Source organism: Vibrio bivalvicida, assembly GCF_001399455.2.
Taxonomy (GTDB): Bacteria; Pseudomonadota; Gammaproteobacteria; order Enterobacterales; family Vibrionaceae; genus Vibrio; species Vibrio bivalvicida.
Genome location: NZ_LLEI02000020.1, coordinates 1 through 24,454, shown reverse-complemented (window position 1 = coordinate 24,454; position 24,454 = coordinate 1). Strand labels below are relative to the sequence as shown.

Sequence of the window (24,454 nt, the reverse complement as noted above, 5' to 3'; positions counted from 1 at the left end):
AGACTAATTTTTATTTATTAGGAGTATTAACCATGAAAACTACGTTACTGGTTTTAATTCTGTCATTATTGCCCGGCCTAGCACTAGCCGCGGGTGAACATGGCCATCATGAAGGCAATAACTCTGCTTCCATCCAACAGAGCACGCATGGAATGGGCCGGCCCGGTCAGCCGGCCGAAGTCAACCGAACCATTGTGGTGGAGATGGGCGACGATATGCGTTTCACTCCTGCCACCATTAAGGTAAAGGTCGGAGAAACTGTACGCTTCTTTGTAAAAAATGCTGGCAAGCTTAATCACGAGCTGGTGTTGGGCAACCTCGCCATGTTGAAGGAGCATGCCGATATGATGCGTGACATGCCAGGCATGCAACACGTCGAAGCCAATATGCTGAACCTCAAGGCCGGTCAGAAAGGGGGATTAGTGTGGCATTTTGATCAAGCCGGCACTGTGGACTTTGCCTGCTTGATCCCAGGGCATATGGAAGCCGGCATGAAAGGGCAAGTTCAGGTTTCACAATAGCTAATAGACCTTCCTTTAGGAGGACCTGTTAGTATGGGGGACGCTAGTCTGAAGACTTCAGTGCAAAAGCAAGTCATCGGATTTATGCCGCTGAGGATACGGTTTGGTGCGCCCTTCTGGAACGATAAAAACGACTCCAGTGCTCAAGAGGTAACGGCATCCCATCAGAATTTGTCTAAACTCGCCCTGCAGCATTCGTCATCCGGATGATATAGTGTAGCGCTTGCGGACGCAATCGGAGTTAGAAATGGAACCGGGCACTTAGCAAATAATGCCTGTCTTTTGTGGCATTCAAATCCTGTACAATTCCGCCCTCAATCACCCACTGCTGATGAACCCGCTGTAATCCAGTAGCATCCCCCAATCGGGCCGGTTAGCTGGAGACAATCGATATTGCCAAGACACATCATAACGACCACTGGCGGGGCGATCTTCAATGCCCGCCTGGTACACGGCGTCAACATCAAATGCATTGCGAGCCTGAAAGTGTGTAAACACAAATCCGGCCTGGAAAGCTCCGTTTCGACCATTTTCAGTCGGAATAATGGCACCTCCAAGCAGCCCCAACCGACTGGTACCAGACCGACGGTCTTGCTGCCACAGGATATGCCGGTACAGGATCGATAAATCACCTTGCTGATCTGTACCGCCAGGTGACAATCGATAGGGTAATCCCAGTAATAAGGTTTGGTTTGCACTCAAACCGTAAGCGACATTAGCTGATAAGACATTGGTATCAACATCCTGACTGTGTTCATACACAAAGCGGACTACTGCTCCATCTTTTTCAACCGGTAGCGCCACTAATGATCGCAACCCCATGCCATGGACAGGTGCAACAGCGCTCAACAGACAGCTTAAACCCAGGACAGCAAGAACGTTATTCTTTGTTTTCTTCATCACTGATAACCGTGACTTTGACCGGCGTAAAACCCGCATCCAGTATAGCTTGCTTAATGGTTTCAACGTTCGGTGTATCGCCATCTGTTTCAAGGCGAACTTTGTTGGCTTTCAAGCTGACCTGAACCTTGAAAACCGAAGGCATAGCCGTTAGTTTACGCTCCAGACTATCGACACAAAAAGCGCATGTCATGCCATGGACCTCGACCTCAAGCGTCTTCGCAAAAGCAGTCTGAACCATCATCATCGCTATCGCCAATAACCTAAGTGTCAACCATCGTTTCATTTTACCCCCTCCTACCAGAAAGCCTGCCGAATCGGCAGTAGTAAGTAGCTGAAGAAAAATCCAATGCTCTAGATACTGACGCTGATCCAGAATATCCACCGATTCCAACGTTTGGTTTTCTGGCAGAGTGCTGCCAACGTCGGATCGGTAGGACACCTCTGATTCGGTCGCCAAATCATCCAGGCCAGAAACAACAGTAATAGTGCCGACAAACTTAAAGTCCCTAGCTTGTGTTCGGCAAGAAATAGTAACCCCGGAACGTTGTAGTTCAGGCTGGCCATCGCAGCACCAAACCCTAAAGACACCATCAGCACCGGTAAAGCACAGCATATTAAAGTGCTGCTGGTTACGAACAGGGTCAGCCATCGTATCCAGGATTTATCTGGCAGGTTACTCTCCACGGCAACACCCTCCCATAGACTCGGATGTGCCTTGAAGTTGGATCGGTGGACAAGGCACTGAGCCATAGGAACAGAAAACACAACAGTCCCCAGACTTCGGTTTAAGTAAAACATGGCAATTTGAGCATTCGTGAAACCACTGGCACGCATCCAGAGGCATGGTGAGTATTTCCTGATATCCACAATCTGGGCAGGTCAGTTCTGATTGCTCTACAAGGTCTTTCATCAATAATCGCCTGGTTCGTTGATAGATGTCTGTTAGTATAAAACCTATAGTTACTACAGGTTCAAGGTACAATGAAATGAATTCGCCCCAATTTTCAATCGGCCAGGTCGCCGAACGTGCTGGATGTAAGGTGGAGACTGTACATTACTACGAAAAAACCGGGCTGATGCCTGATCCGCCACGAACTGAAGGCGGCCATCGCGTATATGCCTTGTCGCATGTTAAGCGGCTCAATTTTATTCGCCGCAGCCGCGAGCTAGGATTCAGCATCGAGCAAATAAAAGAATTACTGAAATTCATTGATGAGCCAGACCACTATTGTGGCGAGGTGAGAGCAATGGCAATGTTACAAGCCAGAGCTGTCCAGCAGAAAATAGACGATCTGCAAAGGCTTAAAAAGGCATTAAATACGATGGTTAGCCAATGCAAAGGAAATCGTTATTCTATTGATGACTGTCCGATTATTGATGCGCTTTATGTAGAGAAATAGCGTGAGAGAAGGGTTTTACTGTAACTCGTCGTTTTCGAGGGTGCTCCACAGCCACAATGTGCAGGCTCGAGTTCTAGTCAAAAGGACTCGCGACAACGGTAATAGCCATGATGTTAAAACCATTGCCGCAATTATGAAGTGAAAGGAATTATCTCGCGGCAAATTATCGCTTTGTTTATGGATATACTAGAGCCTGCGACTCTGGTCCGTGATGCGTTGTTGAAACAACCCAATACGAGTCGAGATGCACCAAACATTCAATACATTGAGCTAATTATACTCCGATTAGGTGGCCTCTGAACCCAATCAATCTCGAATAGCTAATAATCTTGCCTATTCAAACTAGCGAAAACCACGCCAATTAGTTGTATTAGTATTGACACTATGATTATACACCTGAAAAAAAATCAATTTCCAAGTACAGTATACTGCCAAAATAGGTGATAAAATTTTCAATGAGTATGACCTCTTGTAGCAATATGTACTACAAGAGGTGTAATATCGCATCTAATTATTACTGTCGCGTTCTTGATAATGTACTTGTAAATGGACTTGAGCGACATACTCCATTTGTCCTTGACTATTTAGCCTTTCTTCGACTGTGACATATCGCTGTTCTTTAAGGTGGGTTGAGTTTCTATTACTACCGTAGTTTCTAACTAACATAAACTCTGACTCGAGCTCTTTTCCGTTCATGCCCTCTAACTCTGCTAACTTTTCCGCACCTAATTTATAAGCGAGCTCCTTAGAGCTAGTTGCTTGTGTCAATACTGTTGCATGATTAACTCTACTCACGTAGTTACCTCCCGAATACAAAGGCTGAGCGACAGTCACTGCACTAGTGAACAAAATAGAGGTAGTCAGAAGAAGCTTGTTAAGAGTATTCATATGTCTTTCCTTTTTGGTGTTGATGAATTCAATTTAGCACCTTCGTTCTGACTCTATTGGTATCCATTTATGACATCTTAGTCATAATTGTAACTCCGACCACGTTTCCTTTATTAATACGTAAGACAAACTCAACTTAAACTAATGTAGAGGCGTCTGTCGAAAGTTACACCAATAAGCTGTAGAACCTGAATTACCAAAACTAGTAACGGTTGCTTATATAGCCTTTTCTACCTTTCCAAAAATCAGCAGCTAGTGAGCCCTTTATTTGCTAAATCTAAAGCAAAGGCTACTTTTCAGTTGTAAAGTAGCTCTTTGTCCAATGGGGATAGGAAGGCCTTCCCATTATATAAACACCCTCATGCTCTCCAAATAAATTCAACTCAGTTAACTGAACCTCAGTTTATCGCAACGCTTAGATCAGCAATGGAGGGGCGGATTTATGGCATTTTTATCTTCTTAGTTTTTTTTCTTACCCCAAAACCACCAGACTATAAACACGGTTGCTGTAAGACCTAAAAAATTAACTAACATGGTATTACTCCTCATTGGTTGTAGGGGCTGAAGGTGGGGTATATAAGCGCAATCGGTTCGCATTGGTTACGACGGTAACAGAGGACAGTGACATCGCTGCCCCAGCGATGATCGGACTTAATAGCCACCCTGTGAACGGAAACAGAAGCCCTGCAGCCACGGGAATACCTAAGCTGTTATAGATAAACGCCCCCCACAAGTTCTGCTTAATATTCTTCATTGTGGCAGTACTGATCCCAATCACATCTGAGATACCGTGGAGTGAGCTGCGCATCAAGGTAATATCGGCACTTTCAATCGCGACATCCGTACCACTGCCAATAGCAAAGCCAACGTCTGATTGAGCAAGTGCTGGCGCATCATTGATACCATCACCGACCATGCCAACAACATGCCCTTTCGCTTGCAACTGCTTAATCCAGTGAAGCTTATCCTCAGGCATCAATTCCGCGTGATATTCATCAACATTCGCGAGTGATGCCACCGCTTTCGCTGTATTGTGATTATCCCCTGTTAGCATCACGACATGGATGCCTTGCTGGTGAAAACGATTTATCGCACTTCGAGCATCATCTCGAATCGGGTCACTGATACCGAACAGCGCTTGCACTTGATCGCCTATCGCAAAATACACCACTGTGTTGGCTTCTTGCTCCCACTGAAAAGCATACTCTGCTACCGATTCAACATTGACGTTAAACTGGCTCATCAGCTTGCGATTGCCAAGCAACACGCGTTGACTCGCATACTGAGCCTGAATACCAAGTCCAGTTAATGACTCAAAATCTGACACTTCTGGTAGGCTCGCTTCATCATGTACCTCACTTTGAGTAAATGCGATTAACGCTTTCGCTAGTGGATGGTTAGATCCCTTCTCCAAAGCATTGACCAGAGGCAGCAGCTCTGAATCTTCTGACAACGAGACAAAATTGGTTACTTCAGGTTTACCTTGAGTAATCGTGCCAGTTTTATCCAATACGACGACATCCAATTCACTGGCTCTTTGCAGCGCTTCACCATTTCGGATTAGCCCGCCAAACTCGGCTGCCTTACCGACACCGATCATAGTAGAAATCGGCGTTGCAAGACCAAGTGCACATGGGCATGCGATGATCAACACCGAGGTTGCTGCCACAATCATATAAACTAAGGAAGGTTGAGGACCAAAGTTATACCAAGCCAGTGCTGTAAGAATCGATAGAATCATCACGGTTGGTACAAACACTGAAGACACTTTATCGGCTAGCTGACTGATTGGTGGCTTTGAGTTTTGCGCGTTCGACACCATGCTGATGATCTGAGCAAGAACAGTATCACTGCCCACTTTCTGAGCCTCAAAAACGAAACTTCCGTGGTCATTAATTGTCCCGGCAGACACTGAGCTGCCCACTTGTTTAACCACAGGAATAGGCTCTCCAGTGAGCATAGACTCATCAATCGTTGTTTCACCCTCTGTAATCACACCATCAACTGGGACCTTTTCACCGGCTCTAACGCGAATCAAGTCGCCTGCGATAACTTGTTCAATCGGTAAAGACATCTCTTTGCCGTCACGAATCACCATGGCAGTTTTGACTCTCAAGTCAAGTAAACGCTTAATAGCCTGCGAAGTTCTGCCTCGCGCCTTTAACTCAAGCGCCTGTCCTAAATTGATTAAGCCAATGATCATGGCTGTAGCTTCAAAGTAGAGATGCCTTGCACTTTCCGGTAGCCACTGCGGCCCAACAACGACCACCATTGAATAGAGCCAGGCGGTACCCGTTCCCAGCGCTATCAACGTATCCATGTTCGCATTACGGTTCAGAAAGGCCTTCCAAGCTCCAGTAAAAAAGTGCTTACCCGCACGGACTAAAATGAAAAATGTCACTAAGCCTACGGCCAACCATAGTAACTGCTCAGATTGCGTATTGACATTCATTGGTCCGCCGAACAGACCGTATACCATCAACGGTACGCCAAGACCAAGACCAATAACGCTTTGTTTTACTTTAAAGCGATACTCCTCAGCTTCACGCTCTTCTTTGAGGTCACTTGCTAACGCCTGATCGACAATTTCTTCTGCGTCATATCCTGCGCCTCGTATCGCCTCAATAAGTACGCTGGCAGGCTGACTTGAAACCACGGTCGCCGTGCGATTAGCAAAGTTCACGTCAACAGAGTCGACTCCTGACACCGATATAAGCGCACCTTCAATCGTATTAACACAACTTGCGCAAGTGACACCAATTAATGACAGCTCAATACTGACATCCACCGCCTGTGTTGTTTTCACTTTATTCGATTTAATGACGTCCGTAGTTTGTGGTTGTGTGTCATCGGTATTACCGCTATAACCCAGTTCGGCTAATACGCTTTCAATGTCATCGCCGTTCAAACTGCCATTCACCACCAATGTTTGTTTGTCTAAATCAACAACTACCTGAGCGGAGGCATCCAGTTCAACTATTGCTTTAGTGATTTTACCCACACAGTGTTGGCAAGTAACATTAGATACTGATGTACGATACTCTTGTTGCGTAGGTATTGAAGCTGCATATCCTAACTTTGCAATGACTTCTATCGCGCTTTCCGGCATTAACGTGGTAATAAGCTCTGCTCTATGTTTGGTATCATTAATAGTGAAAGATACATCAGGGTCTCGTTCACGTAACCCATCTACAATTTTAGCGACACATCGGCCACAATTAATGCCGGAAAGTGCTAGTGAATACTGTGTTGTGTTCATGTTAGTTTTCCTCGGGTAGTACTTGATGGTGCTTCTCAGACCAGTCTTCGATTAGGCAACACAATGCGTTGCCGTTGGGATCCATATCCGGTTTTTTATCCCACTCTGTGTAAGTCGCTTCCATCATGGCTAAATGGCGCTGGTATTCTTCGATTTTTTGCTTGGTTTCTACAATTTTATCAGTCAGCATTTGCCTTACAGCAGGGCAAGGAGTCAGTCCTTGCTCAGAGTAATCAATGATTTCTTGAATCTGACTAAGACTAAAACCAATAGCTCTTGCATGAGAAATGAACTTCAGGCGATTAACCGCACTTTGGTGGTATATCTTGTAGCCATTGTTAGGATCTCGCTCTGCATAAAGAAGACCTTTTCTGGTGTAAAACCTGACTGTTTCAGCAGTCACACCTGCTGCTCTCGCAATTTCAGTTGTCAACATAATCCATGCCTCTGAAGGTTTAGTGCACATGAAACTTTGTTCGTTTTATGTTGCTAGCCAAAAATAAATGCGACTAAAAATATAATCACAAACAACCCAATAAACAGTTTAAGTAACAACTTAGGGTCACTGCTCCCACCGTTTGGGGCTTTGTTACAACAACTCATAACTATCTCCAATTCGTTACCAATGTGTATTAGTTGTAGCTTAAAACCTATGTGTTAGACATAGGTCAAGCGTATTGAGAAAAAATTCAAGAGGAATGTTATTGGTGAGGGATAAATTGGGATCTAATTGCAATAATGTAATGAACATTAACTCTAAATGATCTGGAGGCTCTCCGGATTCAGGTAGTGCCACGAATCGCTTAACCACATAGCTAAAAACACTAGAGTTTCTCAGCAACCCTCCCTGCCCAATCTAAGATTGATTCGATTGGAATACCTGTCGGGTGCCCTTCTACTGACTTAGGGTGAGATATACCAATATGCTTTTTGAAGCCAAACATGGCATCCATTTCTTGTGTTGGCCATCCAAGAGACTTTGTCACCACGCCTATTTTAATTCGAGAAAACTGTTCTTTCCAATTACGAGTATCGTTCTGCCGCACGCATTTGGTTGAGATCCATTTATTCAGGCCTGTTACATCTATCTCAATCAAGTAATTAATATGGCCGTTCCGTTCAACGACAACGCAACGAATCGTTCTCTTGGCACCAGAGTCAATCAGGTGACATTTACTACGCCCAACCTGATCCAGCTCGTGAGTATAAGAATCAATGATTGTACAGGCGTATTTTTCCTCTAGCATTTGCACCATCATGTTAAAGGCCGTAAAGCGAGAGGCATACTCCTCAGACCTATCAGTACCATCTTGCATACCTCCACCCATGTCTGCCGAAGGTATCTCACCATTACTGCCAGGCTCATTGGTACTGACCTTATCACCAGCTTTCTTAGCTGCATCTTTGCTTCTATCTGGTCGATGACTCCTTTTGGGTGTTGTTGCTTTCGACGTTGAAAAACTATTTTTAAACCTTACTGAGCAGGTATTTTCACCTAGCAAGAAGGCGTGGTTAGCATCGGACGCCTCGCGATCATCATCGATAATATGATCTTCTGGGCGCTCATACGGTTCCGGGCCTTCACCACCACACGTTGGTTTTTGACCTTCATCTGGATGCGTAAAAGACGGGTTATGGAAGTAGACCCGAGACGGCATTTGAGCATTAATTTCAATATCTGTGATCTTTTCCACCAGAAAATAGCGACCACTTGCATCAAGCCTGCCTTCGTATTCGAAAGACCATCCAGCCATTTGTGGCGGATCAAAGTGAAATAGCCAACGCTTATACCCCGCAGACACATCTCGTTCCTTTTCGACGTTGAAATATCTAAAAATCGACTCAAATGAACGCTTTGCATTGCTATCAATAAGCAACCAGCTCAACATTGCTCTCGTTGCTGAATCATTGAATGCCGAAGGAGGAAAGTTTGATGTTTGCAACACTTCGATATTGGCATAGTCCTCCTTGGTGTTTACTTCGACCTTGAAGTCTGTAAGCAAACGAGAAGACATTAATGACGCTCGCGATAAGTACGAGCTGGCATAAAATAGGACCCTTGCCAGCTCAAGCTGAGGAATAACCAGTGTAGGGGCAGCGCCTCGGTCTAATATAAATGCATGTTGCTCTGACTCTTTCTTTCTCAAAGACTCTGCTGACTCTGAGTCAGGGAACTCACTCAAACTACTGTGTCGAAGGAACTCATTACTTCTAAATTTGTGACTTCCTCGTTTAGCGTAACTTTCTGATAACCCTCTTTGATTAATTATTTTTCCTCGATACAAAGCAGGAACGTTAGAAAATGCAGTCGCATGAAAATTATTTTTCTGCTGTGGTGGATAGCACCAAACTTCAATTGAAGGCCGGTAAGACGAATCACTTGTTCGTACTAATACTTTACCTGTATGGACTATACGTACATCATCGTCACACTTGTAAAACCTAGCTCCCATATCATTTCCTTATTTGATGTTTGATCCTATAACTACCCAGTCGAGCAAATCGTCAACGATTGGCAGTATTCTTTCTTTCGGGAGACTTGCTGAACGCATCAATTTCCAGCGACTCATTCCTGAACCTGTTTTTGATTTTGCAATTACTGCCATGACTAGCCGACGAGCTTGAAACTCAAAGACGCTTTCTTGATACCGATTCACAGTAAGAGATAGTAAGGGTAATAAGTTCAGTTTTTTGCTCACCGAGCCGTAATCATCTAGCTGCTTAAGTAAGAAATTTTTGCTTCTTCGAGGGCCATCAATAACGGTATCTAATCGTTCGACAATCCTAATAAGCTGCTTAGTTAGTGAGCGGTCTCTTGCGTTCCAATCTACTTTTTTCTGCCTTACATGAGATTGGGATTGATGGACTCGATTGAAAGCTAATAGCCAATCTCTATCATTTCGGTAAAGCCAAGCATACAGTGCACCGCCACCTCGAAGTTTGCGTGCTTTCTTAATCGGGGTCTTCCCTATTAAGTCACGCCACTGATTACGTTTTTTCTCATTAGAGTTTGGCACAAGATGAACGTTGTCCTTCGAGAAGGATATCGTCGCTCCCTCTTTTGATTTTACTTCTTTGATGATTTCACCAACCGACATTTCGGGAATAAAAGCAGACCAAACCATTAAGTGCTGTAGGTAGCTAAAAGCTTTACGATGACGGCGAAACAACGTGCGAAGCCAGTTAGTATCTCTATCAGAATTGATGGTTAGCTCAGGGGTAACGATCTTGCTTACAACTAAGTCTGCAATCTTATCGTGAGCAACCTGTTTAGGACCTTTTCCACACCCAAAGTCGTGTGCTAGATGATTGTAGAAAAGGCTCCATTGATGCTGAGTCGGGGAGTCTTGGGCTGGTAAACACATGACCTCTTTAGCTTTGCTAGCTAAGTAAGCAAACCGCTGCGCTGTTACATTATGGTCGTTACATAAAAGGGGCTGACATCGTATTCGGCTACATGCATGGTACGTGTGCCTACTGTCATGGTAAGAGGTTGTCGATTGACTTAGAAGTCCATGCTTAGGGCAGTAAGGTAAAGATGGCAAAAACCACAATCTAGACCAATAACTTTCCCCATATTTTTGCTTTTGTTCCGCGACACAAGCTGGGCAAACACAAAAGTTATCCGACGTTTTTACAATAGAAGCTGGGGATCCTAGCATTAGATGAACAGAGCCCTTAGCGCAACGTTCCATTCGCTCCATCGCTCTAATCCTAATGCTTTCATCAACAAAAGGAGCGTAAATCGGGAACATTGTATGTTCATAAATAAGCTGTTGGACGTCAAATCGTCCCGTATTAATGAGCAGCTCTGATATCGACGATAAATGACTAGGCAGATCAATTGTCGCAATCACTTTTCTGTCACCAAACACTTCACTTAGTAGCTGTTTAGAGCTTGTTATCGCACTGCGAATTCCAGCTCTAGCTACCAAGCTATAGATTAATTCATCTGGGTATGGCACAGGGAAGCAGCGCAATATTAAACCACCTTTTCTAGCAATGACTGAATGTCTAAAATCAAACCCGACTTTGACATTGCGGTGTACACTTCGCTATCAGAATCAGATTGAGAGTGAACAAACCTCAAATCCTCACTATCAAGGGTATGCCATTGCGTCTGTTTAATTGAGGATGCCCTCTTGCCCTTACTTGACTTAGCCTCTGTTTTAGATTGTGTCTGTTCAGGGCTAATGAGTTGCTCATGTACCAGTGGCAGTAAGCTGATCCACGTCAAATCAGGATGTAGATCAAATAGCTGTCGTATTACAGGAGCCAAAAACGTTGAATCAAACTCATCTTTTAAGGCCATATATACACGCCGCTCTTCATCGGTTCTGAGTTGTTGATATGCAAACTCCTCCGGCGTCTGCTGAACAGTTGTTGCTACCTGTTTTTGCAGCTCAAGCAACCTTTTATCAGTGTTGCTTAGTTTAAGATCTGAAAACTTAATCATTTCTTCGGCATCACCCGAGCGAAGAGCTGCTAGCATTGGGTGAACAGGTTTTAATTCATCCTCGTAAACCTGTTGCATTAATTTAGGTGTGATCCTTTCTACTTTTGTCGCGATTGCTCTCAGCTGACACAAGACATATAGCTTAACCACAATATCCAAGACACCTTGGCTTAGGTCATACCATAGAGAACGAATGTCATCCGACAACACCTCATCACGTTTTTGTAGCCATTGAAGAGTCCATAACTTATCCGTGAGCGCTTTCCATTCTCTTCCTTCTTCCATTGGATCCCAAAAAATCGCTCCAAGACCAGAGCCTCGCCTTGCAGATCTCATATCAGCCTCAAATATCTCGCGGGCTCGTGGTGTTCCAACCAAAATCACAGGAAGGCCAATGGTATTTACTAATGTCACAAAGAAATTAAGCATTTTCTCAGAGCCACCAGAGCGAGAACGGCTAAGGTGCTGTATTTCGTCAATAATAAGAACACCAACTGCATGAGCGTTTGCAACCTGAGCCATTGCAGCTAAAAGTGTTTCAATACTCGGTCTTTTGCTCATCGAGTATTGTCTTTCGTAGTTGGATGTCCCTAATGCTCTATCCATCGCACGAAAAAAGTTCAAGCACAGCTCTTTCAGTGATCCATCATGGGAGCAGTCAATTTTTAGATAAACGACTTGCTCAAGATTTCTGTCAGGGTGGTAAATAACTTGAGGGTATAACGACAAAAGCTGCTTGATCGCCGTTGTTTTGCCATTTCCGCTACATCCAATCAATGTCATGCTTTGGGCTGTAGAACTAACTTCCGTGAACTTTATCGCCTTCAAATCACCAGATAAAACACGCTCGTAACCATTTTGTATATGTCTTGCCCAATCACCTGTTTCGGGATTTCTTCCAACATAGCCACGCCGTATCATCAATGAAAGTCGTTCATGCAACTGTATGTGCTGACTGAGGGGCTGGAAAAAATCATCAATAACACGACAGATACTATGCGCTCTTTCGATGCCATTTCGATGGATATCTTCTGCGGCACACCTTAACGAGCCCTTCAGAGCAATCGAGTCGTCTAGGAAACTATTTATCGGTGGTAATGCCTCTATCAGCGGGTTATTTCGATAAACTGAGAGCGTAGCACTTTGATAGACGGCTACTACACGATGATCTTGGCTTTTCTTCATCAGTTATCATCCTCATCATCAAATAGCTCCGGAATGAAATCAGGCAGTTGATAACTTTCCTCCTCTCCCTTTATAGGTATCACCGACGCGACTTCTTCTTGTTTAGCCCTAACTGGCTGTATTGCTAACTCCTTTCTCTCTTGCTCTCGAACATTCCGTTTATTGCCTTTGATGTCATTTATCTTTTGCGCGTTGCTCAGTGTACTGGTTTTACGATTCTTTGTAGCTTTCTTCAGTTTCTTTTCAAGAAGATCATCAAAATCTCGTTCTACGGTTGCAAATTGATACTTAGCTTCAGCTAAAGTCTGCTTTTGAGCTGCTTGACGTTCCCATACTTGATACCAAGTTAGATCACGGAACTCTCTACTTCGACTAGAAAGATCACAAACCCAAAATGTATTTTTTCCTTCTTCAGGAAACAGATATATGTGATTAGCAGAACCAAGCTCATAGGCTGCAAATAGTTTTTTAGGTCTAGATACTTCCGAAGAACGGTGCATCCAACCTGTCTGAATAATTTCTTTTCCTGTGTAGGTTAATCCCCATAACTTTACGCCTAACTCGGATACAGTGACCTTTTGACGCGGTAACAGCAGTATCTTTGCAATATCCGTATCGATGGCTCGTAAGCGCCCAGTGCGATGCTGTAGTCCCCATCTCCAAAGCTCAATAGGGATCGATGGAAGGCCTTCTGGCATATCAGGAGCACGATCGTACTTTTCTAACGGTTTGTTTAAGTTGTGAGCAAGTATTGAATAGAGCAGTATTTCAATAAAATCTGATCTCGCCACAGCAGCTTCAACTCTATAATCTCTTTCACCATGCTTCTTAACCTTGTTACCAGTTACGACACCTGGCATATAGGGCTTAAACTTAGCTTGCAACGTGCCAAATGATCTCTCTACGATACCTTTGGCGTCACCCCGTCGAGGGGGAGCACTTTCAAGGCGAACTCCTATAGCATCAACCAAATAATTGGCTTGATGGCTCATCAATTCACCGCGATCGGCTAACAGAACATCAGGAATACCTACACATGGCCACTGCTCTTCAGAAATATCGATACCATATTCTGCACAGGCTTTTACTTTGCTATCAAAGCTGCATATCAGTGCCTTCATTGCAACGGGAAAAGATGGGTTATCGAAACCGATATAAAAGCCAGCAACCATGCGGCTAAAAACATCAATGACCATATAAATTGTCGGCCGACCAATAACCTTGTCCGGGTCATCGTCATCTACTAGGTAAATATCGGCGATGGTAGCATCAATTTCGTATCGACTACCTGGGCCTAACGCTTGCTCGGTAGCTGTGCCATGAAGTGGTCTAACGTCTTTGTTGTAATTTCCTTGAGGCGTCTGAACAGTGAGCTGAGTGGCCTTTGTATACTCGGTTTTGTAAAAGTATTGAAACTGACGAAGTGTCGGAATTTCATGCTCTTCAGCTTCAGGGTGTTTGAGCTTGTAAGCCTTAGTAAACTTGATATACGAATACCGAATTGAAAAGCCTTTATCGTTCATCAGATACTTATCACAAATGATTCGAAATTGCTTTCTGACACTTTCGGTTACAGGCTCTCCGCGACCAATGCCATATATCCTCTGTCTACCAGCTTTGCTAGTCGTGAAGTTTCTTCTTTTTCCACCTGCACCAGAGTTTTTATAATCAGGTAAAAGAGCATTCTTAATCTGACCCCTTTGCCAATAGCGCCTTAAGAGTCGATAGATCGTAGGTTTTCCTTTACCCGATTCAGCAATAACCTGATTAAGCCTGCTCGCTCGAACTCGCTTGTCAAATGCCTCTTCGCCTTCAACGATAGGCTTTATCAGTTCATAGTTGCGTTGGCTTTCCAAATAACTACTAGATGCTTCGTCCCAAGACTCACCTTGGAGGTATGAGTAGGGGTCAGGGATCTTTTCTAAACGCCCCTCATCAGTCCAATTGAAGCATTCATCAAAATAGACTCTTTCAGGTAAACCTTTGTTCTCATCAATAGCAATCCAATAGAAGTAGCTTGTCTCAGTAAAAAGAATGCGATAAGGCTTGCCATCAAATGATAGGGTTTCATTAACTCGCCACATAGCTGTGCCCCTCATCAAAAGCTACACCTCTAAATACAAGGTCTCTTGCTCGCAAGCTATGGAAAGGATATCGAATATCAAACGTGATAAGCCTAGCAGCGCACATCAATCGAAGATCGAACATAGAGTCTCCTAACTTCTGTCCATAAGCCAACTCATATTCTTTTGCAATTTCAACCACTTTTTTGTCAGGAATGCGAGAGAAATAAGCTTTCATGTGGTTAAACGTTAGCAAAAGCTCATCGGTAATCAATTCATCGAAATACCCTTTGACGCCATATAGCCACTCAATATTATCCACAACGACTTTATCTATTTCTTTTTCCGTGACTAGGAACCACGGGATCTTTTTTAACTGCCAATAACGACGTTCAATTTCAAGTTTTTCGATAGTTCTTGAGTCTTTAAGAGCATTTTTATACTTGGCTTGGATAACAAATCTAGGCTGAACTTTAGAAGAGGTGTTGACAAAAAAGTCTGACGACATCACTTGATTAACCCCATTTTGTGCAGGGTGCCAAAGCTGATGTTCCTGGCAGATATTTAGCGTGTCATCCCTATTGAGTGGAAACTGCTCACGAATGTCAGTTACGGCAGGGTTATGATCAAGAAGGAGAAAAATAGCGAATTCAAGGTCCGATAGCACATGATGAATGCGGCTCGTTAGGTGAGAGTAGACTCTTTGAGATCTACCTTCGGATGGAACCTCATTCACGTACAGCCACGGTTTATAGTTAGAAAGCTTTCCTGAACCTCGGCCTTCTTTAATCCGCCTGATGATTTGTTTTTCAGTTAAAACATACTTTGATTTTGCCATAACAAAAACCCGGTTAACTTTTAATCAGCTTAACCGGGTTTAAAAAGTTTTCAACTTTAATGTCTTAGTTTCAAACTTTATTGTTTAGTTTCAATCTTTATTGTCTTACGACACTTATTCAGATACCAATCTTGTCGTTACTCAACCGTTACTGCTTTCGCTAGGTTACGTGGCTGGTCGACATCCGTCCCTTTAATCAAGGCAACGTAGTAAGAAAGTAGCTGCATCGGAATGGTGTAGTAGATCGGCGCAGTGATTTCGCTGACGTGTGGCATTGTGATGATCTTCATGGTCTCATCCGCTTCAAAGCCAGCATCTGCGTCTGCGAATACATACAGCAAACCACCACGAGCACGAACTTCTTCAACGTTCGACTTTAGCTTTTCGAGCAATTCATTGCTTGGTGCGACAACAACAACTGGCATATCTGCATCAATCAGAGCTAGTGGGCCGTGCTTTAGTTCACCCGCAGCATACGCTTCAGCGTGAATGTAAGAGATCTCTTTCAGTTTTAGAGATGCTTCCATCGCAATTGGGTAAAACTCACCACGACCTAAGAATAGTGTGTGGTGCTTATCTGCAAAATCTGTAGCCAGTTCTTCGATATCTTTCTCGAAAGACAGTGCTGCGTTGATTTGCTGTGGCAGAGCATGTAGCGCGGCTACGATCTCTTGCTCTTTCTCTTTGCTGACGCGATTTTGTTGCTTACCTAACGCAGTCACTAACATTAATAATGCAGAAAGCTGAGTTGTAAAGGCTTTAGTCGACGCGACACCGATTTCTACACCAGCACGTGTCATAAAGGCAAAATCAGATTCACGAACCAGCGAAGAGCCTGCAACGTTACAAATCGTCATTGCTGCCATGTAGCCTTTCTCCTTAGCTAAACGCAGTGCTGCCAACGTGTCAGCAGTTTCACCAGACTGAGAAAGCGTAATCAAAAGGCTATTCGGACGAGTCACAAACTTGCGGTAACGGAACTCAGAAGCAATTTCGACATCACAGCTAACGCCAGCAATATCCTCAAACCAGTAACGTGCGGTCATACCTGCATTGTAAGAAGTACCACAAGCAACGATTTGTACATGCTCGACTTTACTTAGAATTTCGGCCGCGTTGACACCGATCGCTTCCGTCACGACAGAATCTGCCGTGATACGGCCTTCCATTGTATTGATTAGTGCTGTCGGTTGCTCGTAAATCTCTTTTTGCATGAAGTGGCGGTACTGACCTTTATCACCGGCATCATGTTCAGCGTTAGACTCAGTAATCTCTCGTTCAACACGCTCACCTTCAGCATCAAAAACCGACACATCACGGCGAGTGATTTCAGCGACATCACCTTCTTCTAGGTACATAAAGCGACGAGTCACATTAAGTAGGGCAAGCTGATCAGAGGCAAGGAAGTTCTCACCAACACCTAAGCCAATTACGATTGGGCTGCCTGAGCGAGCGACAACAATACGTGAAGGGTCTTTACGATCTAATGCAACGGTACCGTAAGCACCTTCAAGCTGTTTAGCTGTATTTTGTACCGCCTCAAGTAGCGTCTCTGAGGTACGCAGTTCCCACTCAACCATATGAGCAATCACTTCAGTATCAGTTTGAGATTCAAACACGTAACCACGAGATTTTAGCAATTCACGCAGCTCTTCGTGATTTTCGATAATCCCGTTATGCACAACTGCGATGTCACCGGACATGTGTGGGTGAGCGTTCGCTTCAGAAGGTTCGCCATGTGTTGCCCAACGAGTATGCGCAATACCAGTCCCACCAACGACTGTCGCTGAATCTACCGCGTCGGCTAGCTCTTGCACTTTACCTAAACGGCGAACGCGAGACAGGTTCGACTCACCATCAACAATCGCCACACCCGCAGAGTCATAACCACGGTATTCAAGGCGACGCAATCCTTCGACTAAAATTTCAGCGACATCTCGTTGTGCAACAGCACCGACGATTCCACACATATTCAACTCCAATTTATTGATTCCGATTTGGCAGCAAGCAAAGGCCATATTCGGAGAAGTAAGATTAAAAAATTAGTTTAACGTTATGCACAAAGCACTTTAACGCCATGAGATTCAATTTTTGTTTTTAGTTCTGGGTCTAAATCTTTGTTAGTAATTAAGATGTCGATGACTTCCCAGGCTAGCTCTAAGTTAGGTATCTTTCTGCCGATCTTTTCAGACTCAACCATCACTATCACTTCTCGGGACACTTCAGCCATAACCTTGCTTAGACCAACAAGCTCATTGAACGTGGTCGTCCCACGGTCAAGATCCACACCATCAGCACCGATAAACAGCTGGTCAAAGTCATATGATCTTAGGGCAGACTCAGCAACTTGCCCCTGAAAAGACTCCGAGTGAGCATCCCAAGTGCCACCCGTCATTAATAAAGTCGGTTCACTTTCAAGCTCGTTAAGCGCGTTAGCAACATTAAGAGAATTTGTCATCACGACTAAGCCGCGCATGCCATCAAGCATTCTGATCAGAGCACCTGTTGTACTGCCACTGTCGATAACAATACGGTTATGCTCACGGATCAGCTTGACCGCAGTCTCTGCCAGCTCATTCTTTCGAATCGAAACATTCTCATTCATTTCGTCACTAACGACTTCTTTTGGTAATGCAATCGCACCGCCATAACGACGAAGAAGCTGACCATTTTTCTCTAAAGAAGCTAAATCCTTTCTAATTGTGACCTCAGAGGTTTCAAATTGAACGGAGAGTGCTTCGACACTGACCTCTCCTTGCTCATTGACCAGATTAGAAATCGCGTGCCTTCTTAGTTGAGTGTTTCGTTTCGACATTTTATGAACATATATAAGTTTCGAACTGAAAGAAATTATAGTCAAGTCGAAACATTCATGTCCATTTATTTCGATCCAAAAAATTAATAAATAGCGCAAAAACCTTGTCCTAAGACAATTCTTAAGCAGTGATATTGAAATCATTAGGTGGTAGAATTCGCACCCTAAAAGAAAAAAAATTACAGAATTGACCGTTATTTTTTTGCAATCTGGCCACTATATCCTAGTGTTGTCACAAAAATACGGCATTGAATGGCATCAAGTTGGTCATAAAATGACTAAACTATGTGAAAGACTTTCAGTTCTGGAGCCAACTAGATGTATTGCTGTCATGAAGAGTTGGCAGGCACAAAATGCCTATTCGACAGCCTTGGTTTCAGACCAATAACCGACTTTCAAATTGTAACTATATCGACCGGAGAGTATCTTCCATGAAAAAGACCAAAATCGTATGTACGATTGGCCCTAAAACTGAATCTGTAGAGAAGTTAACTGAACTAGTAAACGCAGGTATGAACGTAATGCGCCTGAACTTCTCTCACGGTGACTACGAAGAGCACGGCACTCGTATCGCGAACTTCCGCAAAGTAATGGAAGAGTCTGGTAAGCAGCTTGCTATTCTTCTAGATACTAAAGGTCCAGAAATCCGTACTATCAAACTAGAAAACGGCGATGACGTTGATCTAGTCGCTGGTCAAGAGTTCACTTTCACAACTGACATTTCAGTTGTAGGTAACAAAGACAAAGTTGCAGTCACTTACGCAGGTTTCGCAAGCGACCTAAACGTAGGCAACACTATCCTTGTAGACGACGGTCTAATCGAGATGGAAGTACTGGCAACTTCTGAAACTGAAGTTAAGTGTAAAGTTCTTAACAACGGTGCTCTAGGCGAAAACAAAGGTGTTAACCTTCCTGGTGTTTCTGTAAACCTACCTGCACTATCTGAAAAAGATAAGAACGACCTTAAATTCGGTTGTGAGCAAGGCGTTGACTTCGTAGCAGCTTCTTTCATCCGTAAAGCATCTGACGTTCAAGAAATCCGTGAAGTTCTTGCAGCAAACGGTGGCGAGAACATCCACATCATCTCAAAGATTGAAAACCAAGAAGGTGTTGATAACTTCGACGAAATCCTAGAGCTTTCTGACGGCATCATGGTTGCTCGTGGCGACCTAGGTGTAGAAATCCCAGCAGAAGAAGTAATCTTCGCGCAGAAGATGATGATCGAGAAGTGTAACCGTGCACGTAAGATGGTTATCACAGCAACTCAAATGCTTGATTCTATGATCAACAACCCACGTCCTACTCGTGCGGAAGCAGGCGACGTTGCTAACGCAGTAATGGACGGAACTGACGCAGTTATGCTTTCTGGCGAAACAGCTAAAGGTAAGTACCCAGTTGAAGCGGTCACTATCATGGCTCAAATCGCGAACCGTACTGATTCAGCACTAAAAGCTGAGCTAGGTTCTCGTCTAGACAGCCCACGTCTACGCATCACTGAAGCTGTGTGTAAAGGCGCGGTAGATACAGCAGAGAAGCTAGCAGCTCCGCTTATTGTTGTTGCAACAGAAGGCGGTAAGTCTGCACGTTCAGTACGTAAATACTTCCCAACTGCAAACATCCTTGCACTAACAACTAACACTAAGACTGCTGCACAGCTAGTTCTAACTAAAGGTGTAACACCAGTAGTTGTTGATTCTATCACTAGCACTGATGCGTTCTACGTGGCGGGTAAAGAGCTTGCTTTAGAATCTAACTTAGGTAACAAAGGCGACATCGTTGTAATGGTTTCAGGCGCACTAGTAGCTTCTGGTACTACAAACACTGCTTCTGTACACGTTCTATAATAAAACGCATACAACTGCACATTCTATTAAAGAGGGCTTATGCCCTCTTTTTTTATATATTCCACTTGCTTGAGCATTCCGTACGCTATATTATCAATCAACTCTCAGTACCACATACTGTTTAAAATACTTAGATTTCACTAAGCCAGTAGATAAGGAATGCATCGTGTCTAGCCCGACATTAACAGATAAAGTCGCTAAATTGATTGCTCATGATATCTTGCATGGGCTACTTCAACCGGATGAAAAGCTGGTGGTTGCCGATCTAAAACAGAAATACGACGTCGGTGCGTCACCAATTCGGGAGGCGCTAGTACAGCTTTCTTGGAGCAAGTATGTAAACTTACAGCCACAAAAAGGTTGTTGGGTTGCACCCATTGATATCGATGAAATGAATGATTTGTATGAGAGTTTACGCTTTGTCTCGTCGGTACTGATTAAACAAGCCATTGAAAATGGCGATGAGAATTGGGAGTTGGCGGTGCTAACTTCATTCCATAAACTTTCACGTATACAGCATGCTAAACAGGGTTTTAACTGGCAAGAATGGGAAGAGCGTCAACATCTGTTCCACATTGTCTTATTAGAAGGGGCACGTTCGAAAAATATGCTCGGGTTCTTTAGCGACCTCATTATTCAGATCAAACGTTATCGCTACTACGCAATCGTGAACGGTTTAGAGCATGACAGTTCTTGCTTAGATGAGTATGAGCAAATTATGAAGTTGGTTTTAGCTAAAGATTCTGAGCAAGCAGCACAAAGACTTGATGCCCATTTAGAACACCATAAGCAACAAATTCAAACCATTATTGATAAGCAATCGGTAGCGGCATAGGCAAAGACAGTTAAGCAAAAATTTTAAGCGACATCTTCACCACCAATACGAGCAACAAAATCAGTCTCATGCAATGTCTCTTGAAGCATCTTTGCTACATTGGCGATCACGCGATCGCCTTCATCATGACCAAGTTCATCGTTAATTCACTTGAAAAACTCGATATCAAGCAAGGCTAAAAACGCTTGGGGTTGAAGGATATTGCGCTAATAATCTCGTATGACGACTCAACTCCAGTTCAAATTTCCGACGATTCCACAACTGGATTGGCCCGTCAGATTCACTTAATATACGTAAGCGCTCTTCAAGATCTTTGCGATTAGAAATAATAAAGAAAAACAGAGAGAAAAAGATCAGCGTAGTGGTGAAAAAATAGGATTAAAGCCCCTACTCAAATAAGTAGAATAGAGGCAATCTGACCATATTGCATCAGTCGATCTTATAGATCACATCAACACTGTCACGAATCACAATCGTCGAGTCTTGGTAACTGCTCGATTCGGTTCTCGCATCCATAGCCATAGAACGCATTAAGACAGGTTGATGACCCGACATTTTGTAGTCAATACGCCATACACCGTTAAGATCTTTTCCAAAGCCTTCAGCAAGGGACTGTGCTTTACTATTCGCATCCTTGATCGCAGCCATTCGTGCTTGCTGTTGATACTTAGCTTGATCTTTTACCTTTAACTGAATGTTATCGACTTGATTGATCCCAGAACTTAATGCCAGATCCAGGTATTGGTTCAGGTCTGATAAGTCTTCTACTGTGACTGTAATACTGCGCGAGGCACGATAACCGACTAATTCTGGTTTTCCGTCTTTCGGGTAATGGTATTGAGGTGTGATGTAAAGGTTGGAGCTCGTCACATCCTGTTTCTCGACTCCTTCTTCATTCAACGCATCGAGAAATGTGCGCACAACTTTATCAACTGACTGTTTTGCTTGCTCTGCCGTCATGGTTGATTCAACTACCTTAACTGAGAACTGCGCCATATCAGGTTTGGCAATCACTTCACCGTAACCTGTGGTCGATAGATGAGGAAAATCAGGCGAACTTGCCAAAGCGCCAAAACTCAGCGTAGTTAATGACAATGCTGCAACAACAAAAGGGATCACTTTCATACTCAATTACCATATCGAATTAACTGCATACATCATAGATAACAGCATCATTTTGACCAAGTGCTTAGCCAAAATATGACAAAGAATTAACTCAATCTACTTAGGGAGTTTCTCATGGCTATAGTCAAGAATCGCTTGTGTCACCTGCTGTAAGATCCCACTCTCTAACTGCCAATGGTGCCAATACATTTGAAAACTCAGCTGAAAGCCTGGCATCAAATCAACCAAACGTCCTTGTTCTAATTCTTGAGCGATTTGTAACCTAGGAATCAAACAATACGCCACACCCAGCAAAGCAAGATTGACGAAGGCCTCTGAACTCGCAACATGATGGTGAACAATGGATTCTGGAGAGAGGTTGAAATGCTGCTTGAGAAAAAGGTGATGCATCTCGTCATATTGATCAAAAGAGACCGCAGGCGATTGTTTTAAAGCTTCACGCGTCACTCCTTTGGCAAAATAACGCTCGGCAAAGTCTGGGTTTGCGACACAGACGTAATCCATACGGCCCAGATATTGACTCTCACATCCAGAAATAGAAGTAGGCTCCCAGCTAATTGCCCCGGTCACCTCTCCTTTTCTTAACTTTTCTAGCGTACGACTTTCAAGATCAACCGAAAGATTAAACTCCACTTTCTTTTGTTTCATAAGCGGAGTGAGAGCTGGCAACAGCCATGTTGCTAGGCTATCAGCATTGGTCGCAATAAAAACTTGAATAGGCCGCGCATTTTCTTGATTGGTTAACTCAGGCAACACTTCGCGTTCCAGCATTTGAACTCGATGATAGAAACCCATTAATTTTTTGCCCGTTGTCGTCAAGCGTAACGGTTTTTCTCGTATCAATACTGGTTTAGCTAGAAATTTTTCTAGCTGCTTAACACGTTGTGAGACAGCTGACTGTGAGATATACAACTCACTTGCAGCCCGTTCAAAACTACCTTGACTGACAACTGACTCTAAGGCTTCAATCCATTTGTAATCTAAACCTCTCACTGTGCTTCCTTAATTCCTCAATCATCCAGGCAAAATTATTAACATAACTTATCATTAATTAAAATCATTAATTTTACTTATCAACCTAGCTTAATTATCTTGCCGATATTGAAATTGAATAACACATTGGAGTAAAGGCAGTGAATGCATGGTTAGTTTTACAAGGGTTTGGGCTTGGTGCCAGTATGATCATTCCGATTGGCGCACAAAACGCTTACGTACTCAATCAAGGTATTAAACGCCACCACCACCTGACTACAGCCACTATCTGTAGTGTGCTTGATATTGTCTTTATCTCGCTAGGAATCTTCGGTGGTGGTGCTCTGCTATCGAAAAATGAAACCTTGCTCATGCTTGTTACTTTAGGTGGCATCGCTTTTCTCGCGGTTTATGGTTCGCTGTCGCTCAGAAGTGCATTTGCAACTCAAGAGGAAGAAACTCAACTCAACCAAACATTAAGAGGCAAGCGTGCTGTCATTCTAGGTGCTCTAGCAGTGACGGTACTTAATCCTCACCTCTACCTCGATACCGTAGTGATTCTCGGCTCGATAGGCGGGCAATTTGAAGGCCAAGATCGAGTCGCGTTTGCCATCGGAACCATGATGGCTTCACTGGTATGGTTTTTTTCTCTTTCTATTGGCGCGGCAAAGCTGGGGCCGACATTGTCACAACCTCGAGTCAAGCAAGGTATTGATATTGCGGTTGCGATTATGATGTACGTGATTGCCGCATTGCTGGCAAAAGAGTTACTCAATCAATTAGCGTAGGTGGGGAATGAATAAGCTTGAAGAGATCTATCAATTCAACAAACAACTACTAAAACAGTTAAACGTTGATTACCAAGAGTGGCAGCACGAACCTATATTGGATTTTGCCACCGACGAGAAGGTGGCGGAACAATTAGGTTGGACAGGCACCCATAGTAAAAGCCTATTTCTCAAGTTTAAAGGTTCAGGCTATGCATTACTCTTAACCGACAAAGACAGCCGTTTAGACACTAAAGGGATTAGAGCCCTAACCGGGAAACGACCTTCGATAGTCAGCAATGACGAGATGATTGCGCAGATTGGTTGCGTACCGGGAGCGGTGTGCCCTTTCGGTTTACCCACTGAAGTAGAGATTATCGTTGATAGCAAACTGTATCAACACAATGAGATTCTTTATACACCTGGCAAACCAGAGGTGACTATCGGCATCCCAGCCAACCAATTAAAAACGGTCTTGGGTTCGCTGCAGAATAAGGTGCTAGAAATGTAAAAAGCGAGGCAATTAGCCTAATGCCAGTCAGTTAAGCTGACTGGCTTTTTTCTTATTAGGGTATTTTTTGCT

The 24,454-nt window shown here is 43.7% G+C and carries 21 protein-coding genes and 2 pseudogenes; 6 read left to right on the top strand and 17 right to left on the bottom strand.

Annotated features, from left to right (window positions below; all coding sequences use genetic code 11):
* Positions 1-32: 32 nt before the first annotated feature.
* The gene (locus APB76_RS04940) at positions 33-521 is read left to right on the top strand and encodes a cupredoxin domain-containing protein (protein ID WP_054963223.1); all 489 of its coding nucleotides are present in this window, start codon (positions 33-35) and stop codon (positions 519-521) included.
* A gap of 318 nt (positions 522-839) precedes the next feature.
* Here APB76_RS04940 and APB76_RS04935 read toward each other — a convergent pair whose 3' ends face one another.
* The 3 genes from APB76_RS04935 to APB76_RS23480 are packed head-to-tail and all read right to left on the bottom strand — an operon-like array spanning position 840 to position 2,334.
* Positions 840-1,421: a hypothetical protein gene (locus tag APB76_RS04935; RefSeq protein ID WP_054963224.1), complete on the bottom strand. Its 582-nt coding sequence runs from the start codon at positions 1,419-1,421 to the stop codon at positions 840-842.
* On the bottom strand, positions 1,402-2,073 hold the full coding sequence (locus tag APB76_RS23220; protein ID WP_202816233.1) for a heavy-metal-associated domain-containing protein: 672 nt from the start codon (positions 2,071-2,073) through the stop codon (positions 1,402-1,404). Before APB76_RS23220 ends, APB76_RS04935 begins: the two co-directional genes overlap by 20 nt.
* 24 nt (positions 2,074-2,097) lie before the next feature.
* A complete protein-coding gene (locus tag APB76_RS23480; protein ID WP_074181691.1) occupies positions 2,098-2,334 on the bottom strand; it encodes a GDCCVxC domain-containing (seleno)protein in 237 nt (78 codons plus the stop codon).
* A gap of 76 nt (positions 2,335-2,410) precedes the next feature.
* Here APB76_RS23480 and APB76_RS04925 point away from each other — a divergent pair, with 76 nt between their 5' ends.
* Positions 2,411-2,824 (top strand): MerR family transcriptional regulator, encoded by a 414-nt coding sequence (locus APB76_RS04925; RefSeq protein WP_054963225.1) that lies wholly within the window; start codon positions 2,411-2,413, stop codon positions 2,822-2,824.
* A gap of 507 nt (positions 2,825-3,331) precedes the next feature.
* Here the strand turns inward: APB76_RS04925 and APB76_RS04920 are convergent.
* The 11 genes and pseudogenes from APB76_RS04920 to APB76_RS04875 all read right to left on the bottom strand — a co-directional run bounded on the left by APB76_RS04920 (position 3,332) and on the right by APB76_RS04875 (position 18,328).
* Positions 3,332-3,712, bottom strand: a complete 381-nt coding sequence (locus tag APB76_RS04920; protein ID WP_054963226.1) for a DUF3316 domain-containing protein — start codon at positions 3,710-3,712, stop codon at positions 3,332-3,334.
* A gap of 538 nt (positions 3,713-4,250) precedes the next feature.
* The gene (locus APB76_RS04915) at positions 4,251-6,971 is read right to left on the bottom strand and encodes a heavy metal translocating P-type ATPase (RefSeq protein WP_054963227.1); all 2,721 of its coding nucleotides are present in this window, start codon (positions 6,969-6,971) and stop codon (positions 4,251-4,253) included.
* A gap of 1 nt (position 6,972) precedes the next feature.
* Positions 6,973-7,407 carry a MerR family transcriptional regulator gene (locus APB76_RS04910; protein WP_054963228.1) on the bottom strand — a complete coding sequence of 145 codons (435 nt, stop codon included), beginning with the start codon at positions 7,405-7,407 and terminating at the stop codon, positions 6,973-6,975.
* Positions 7,408-7,795: 388 nt separating this feature from the next.
* Positions 7,796-9,424 (bottom strand): Tn7-like element transposition protein TnsE, encoded by a 1,629-nt coding sequence (locus APB76_RS04905; protein WP_042522403.1) that lies wholly within the window; start codon positions 9,422-9,424, stop codon positions 7,796-7,798.
* Between the two features lie 9 nt (positions 9,425-9,433).
* Entirely contained in the window at positions 9,434-10,336 is a 903-nt protein-coding gene (locus APB76_RS23250) for a TnsD family Tn7-like transposition protein (protein WP_237767880.1), read from the bottom strand.
* Between the two features lie 156 nt (positions 10,337-10,492).
* Positions 10,493-10,936: pseudogene (locus tag APB76_RS23245) on the bottom strand (TniQ family protein); the annotation flags it as partial.
* Between the two features lie 17 nt (positions 10,937-10,953).
* Complete coding sequence (locus APB76_RS04895; RefSeq protein WP_054963230.1) at positions 10,954-12,612, bottom strand: AAA family ATPase; 1,659 nt, start codon at positions 12,610-12,612, stop codon at positions 10,954-10,956.
* The gene (locus APB76_RS04890) at positions 12,612-14,696 is read right to left on the bottom strand and encodes a DDE-type integrase/transposase/recombinase (RefSeq protein ID WP_054963231.1); all 2,085 of its coding nucleotides are present in this window, start codon (positions 14,694-14,696) and stop codon (positions 12,612-12,614) included. The genes APB76_RS04895 and APB76_RS04890 overlap by 1 nt, the downstream gene beginning before the upstream one ends.
* Positions 14,683-15,513: a heteromeric transposase endonuclease subunit TnsA gene (locus APB76_RS04885; RefSeq protein WP_042522411.1), complete on the bottom strand. Its 831-nt coding sequence runs from the start codon at positions 15,511-15,513 to the stop codon at positions 14,683-14,685. The genes APB76_RS04890 and APB76_RS04885 overlap by 14 nt, the downstream gene beginning before the upstream one ends.
* Before the next feature lie 137 nt (positions 15,514-15,650).
* Positions 15,651-17,483 carry a glutamine--fructose-6-phosphate transaminase (isomerizing) gene (gene glmS / locus APB76_RS04880; protein ID WP_054963232.1) on the bottom strand — a complete coding sequence of 611 codons (1,833 nt, stop codon included), beginning with the start codon at positions 17,481-17,483 and terminating at the stop codon, positions 15,651-15,653.
* An 83-nt stretch (positions 17,484-17,566) separates the two neighbouring features.
* A complete protein-coding gene (locus APB76_RS04875; protein ID WP_054963233.1) occupies positions 17,567-18,328 on the bottom strand; it encodes a DeoR/GlpR family DNA-binding transcription regulator in 762 nt (253 codons plus the stop codon).
* 431 nt (positions 18,329-18,759) lie between these two features.
* On the opposite strand from APB76_RS04875, the gene pykF reads away from it, so the two are divergent.
* Both pykF and APB76_RS04865 read left to right on the top strand, forming a co-directional pair.
* Positions 18,760-20,172, top strand: coding sequence for a pyruvate kinase PykF (pykF, locus tag APB76_RS04870; protein ID WP_054963234.1), 1,413 nt, complete (start codon positions 18,760-18,762; stop codon positions 20,170-20,172).
* Positions 20,173-20,338: 166 nt separating this feature from the next.
* Positions 20,339-21,007 carry a GntR family transcriptional regulator gene (locus APB76_RS04865; RefSeq protein ID WP_054963235.1) on the top strand — a complete coding sequence of 223 codons (669 nt, stop codon included), beginning with the start codon at positions 20,339-20,341 and terminating at the stop codon, positions 21,005-21,007.
* A 26-nt stretch (positions 21,008-21,033) separates the two neighbouring features.
* Here APB76_RS04865 and APB76_RS22815 read toward each other — a convergent pair.
* From APB76_RS22815 to APB76_RS04855, 3 genes and pseudogenes are all read right to left on the bottom strand, one after another.
* A pseudogene (locus APB76_RS22815) lies at positions 21,034-21,334 on the bottom strand (GGDEF domain-containing protein); the annotation flags it as partial.
* A 102-nt stretch (positions 21,335-21,436) separates the two neighbouring features.
* Positions 21,437-22,132 carry an oxidative stress defense protein gene (locus APB76_RS04860; protein WP_049845545.1) on the bottom strand — a complete coding sequence of 232 codons (696 nt, stop codon included), beginning with the start codon at positions 22,130-22,132 and terminating at the stop codon, positions 21,437-21,439.
* A 96-nt stretch (positions 22,133-22,228) separates the two neighbouring features.
* Complete coding sequence (locus tag APB76_RS04855; protein WP_049845544.1) at positions 22,229-23,125, bottom strand: LysR family transcriptional regulator ArgP; 897 nt, start codon at positions 23,123-23,125, stop codon at positions 22,229-22,231.
* A gap of 140 nt (positions 23,126-23,265) precedes the next feature.
* Between APB76_RS04855 and APB76_RS04850 the strand changes: the two genes are divergently transcribed.
* Together APB76_RS04850 and APB76_RS04845 are read left to right on the top strand one after the other, a co-directional pair.
* A complete protein-coding gene (locus APB76_RS04850) occupies positions 23,266-23,892 on the top strand; it encodes a LysE/ArgO family amino acid transporter (protein ID WP_054963236.1) in 627 nt (208 codons plus the stop codon).
* A 7-nt stretch (positions 23,893-23,899) separates the two neighbouring features.
* A complete protein-coding gene (locus APB76_RS04845; protein WP_054963237.1) occupies positions 23,900-24,382 on the top strand; it encodes a YbaK/EbsC family protein in 483 nt (160 codons plus the stop codon).
* Positions 24,383-24,454 lie beyond the last annotated feature (72 nt).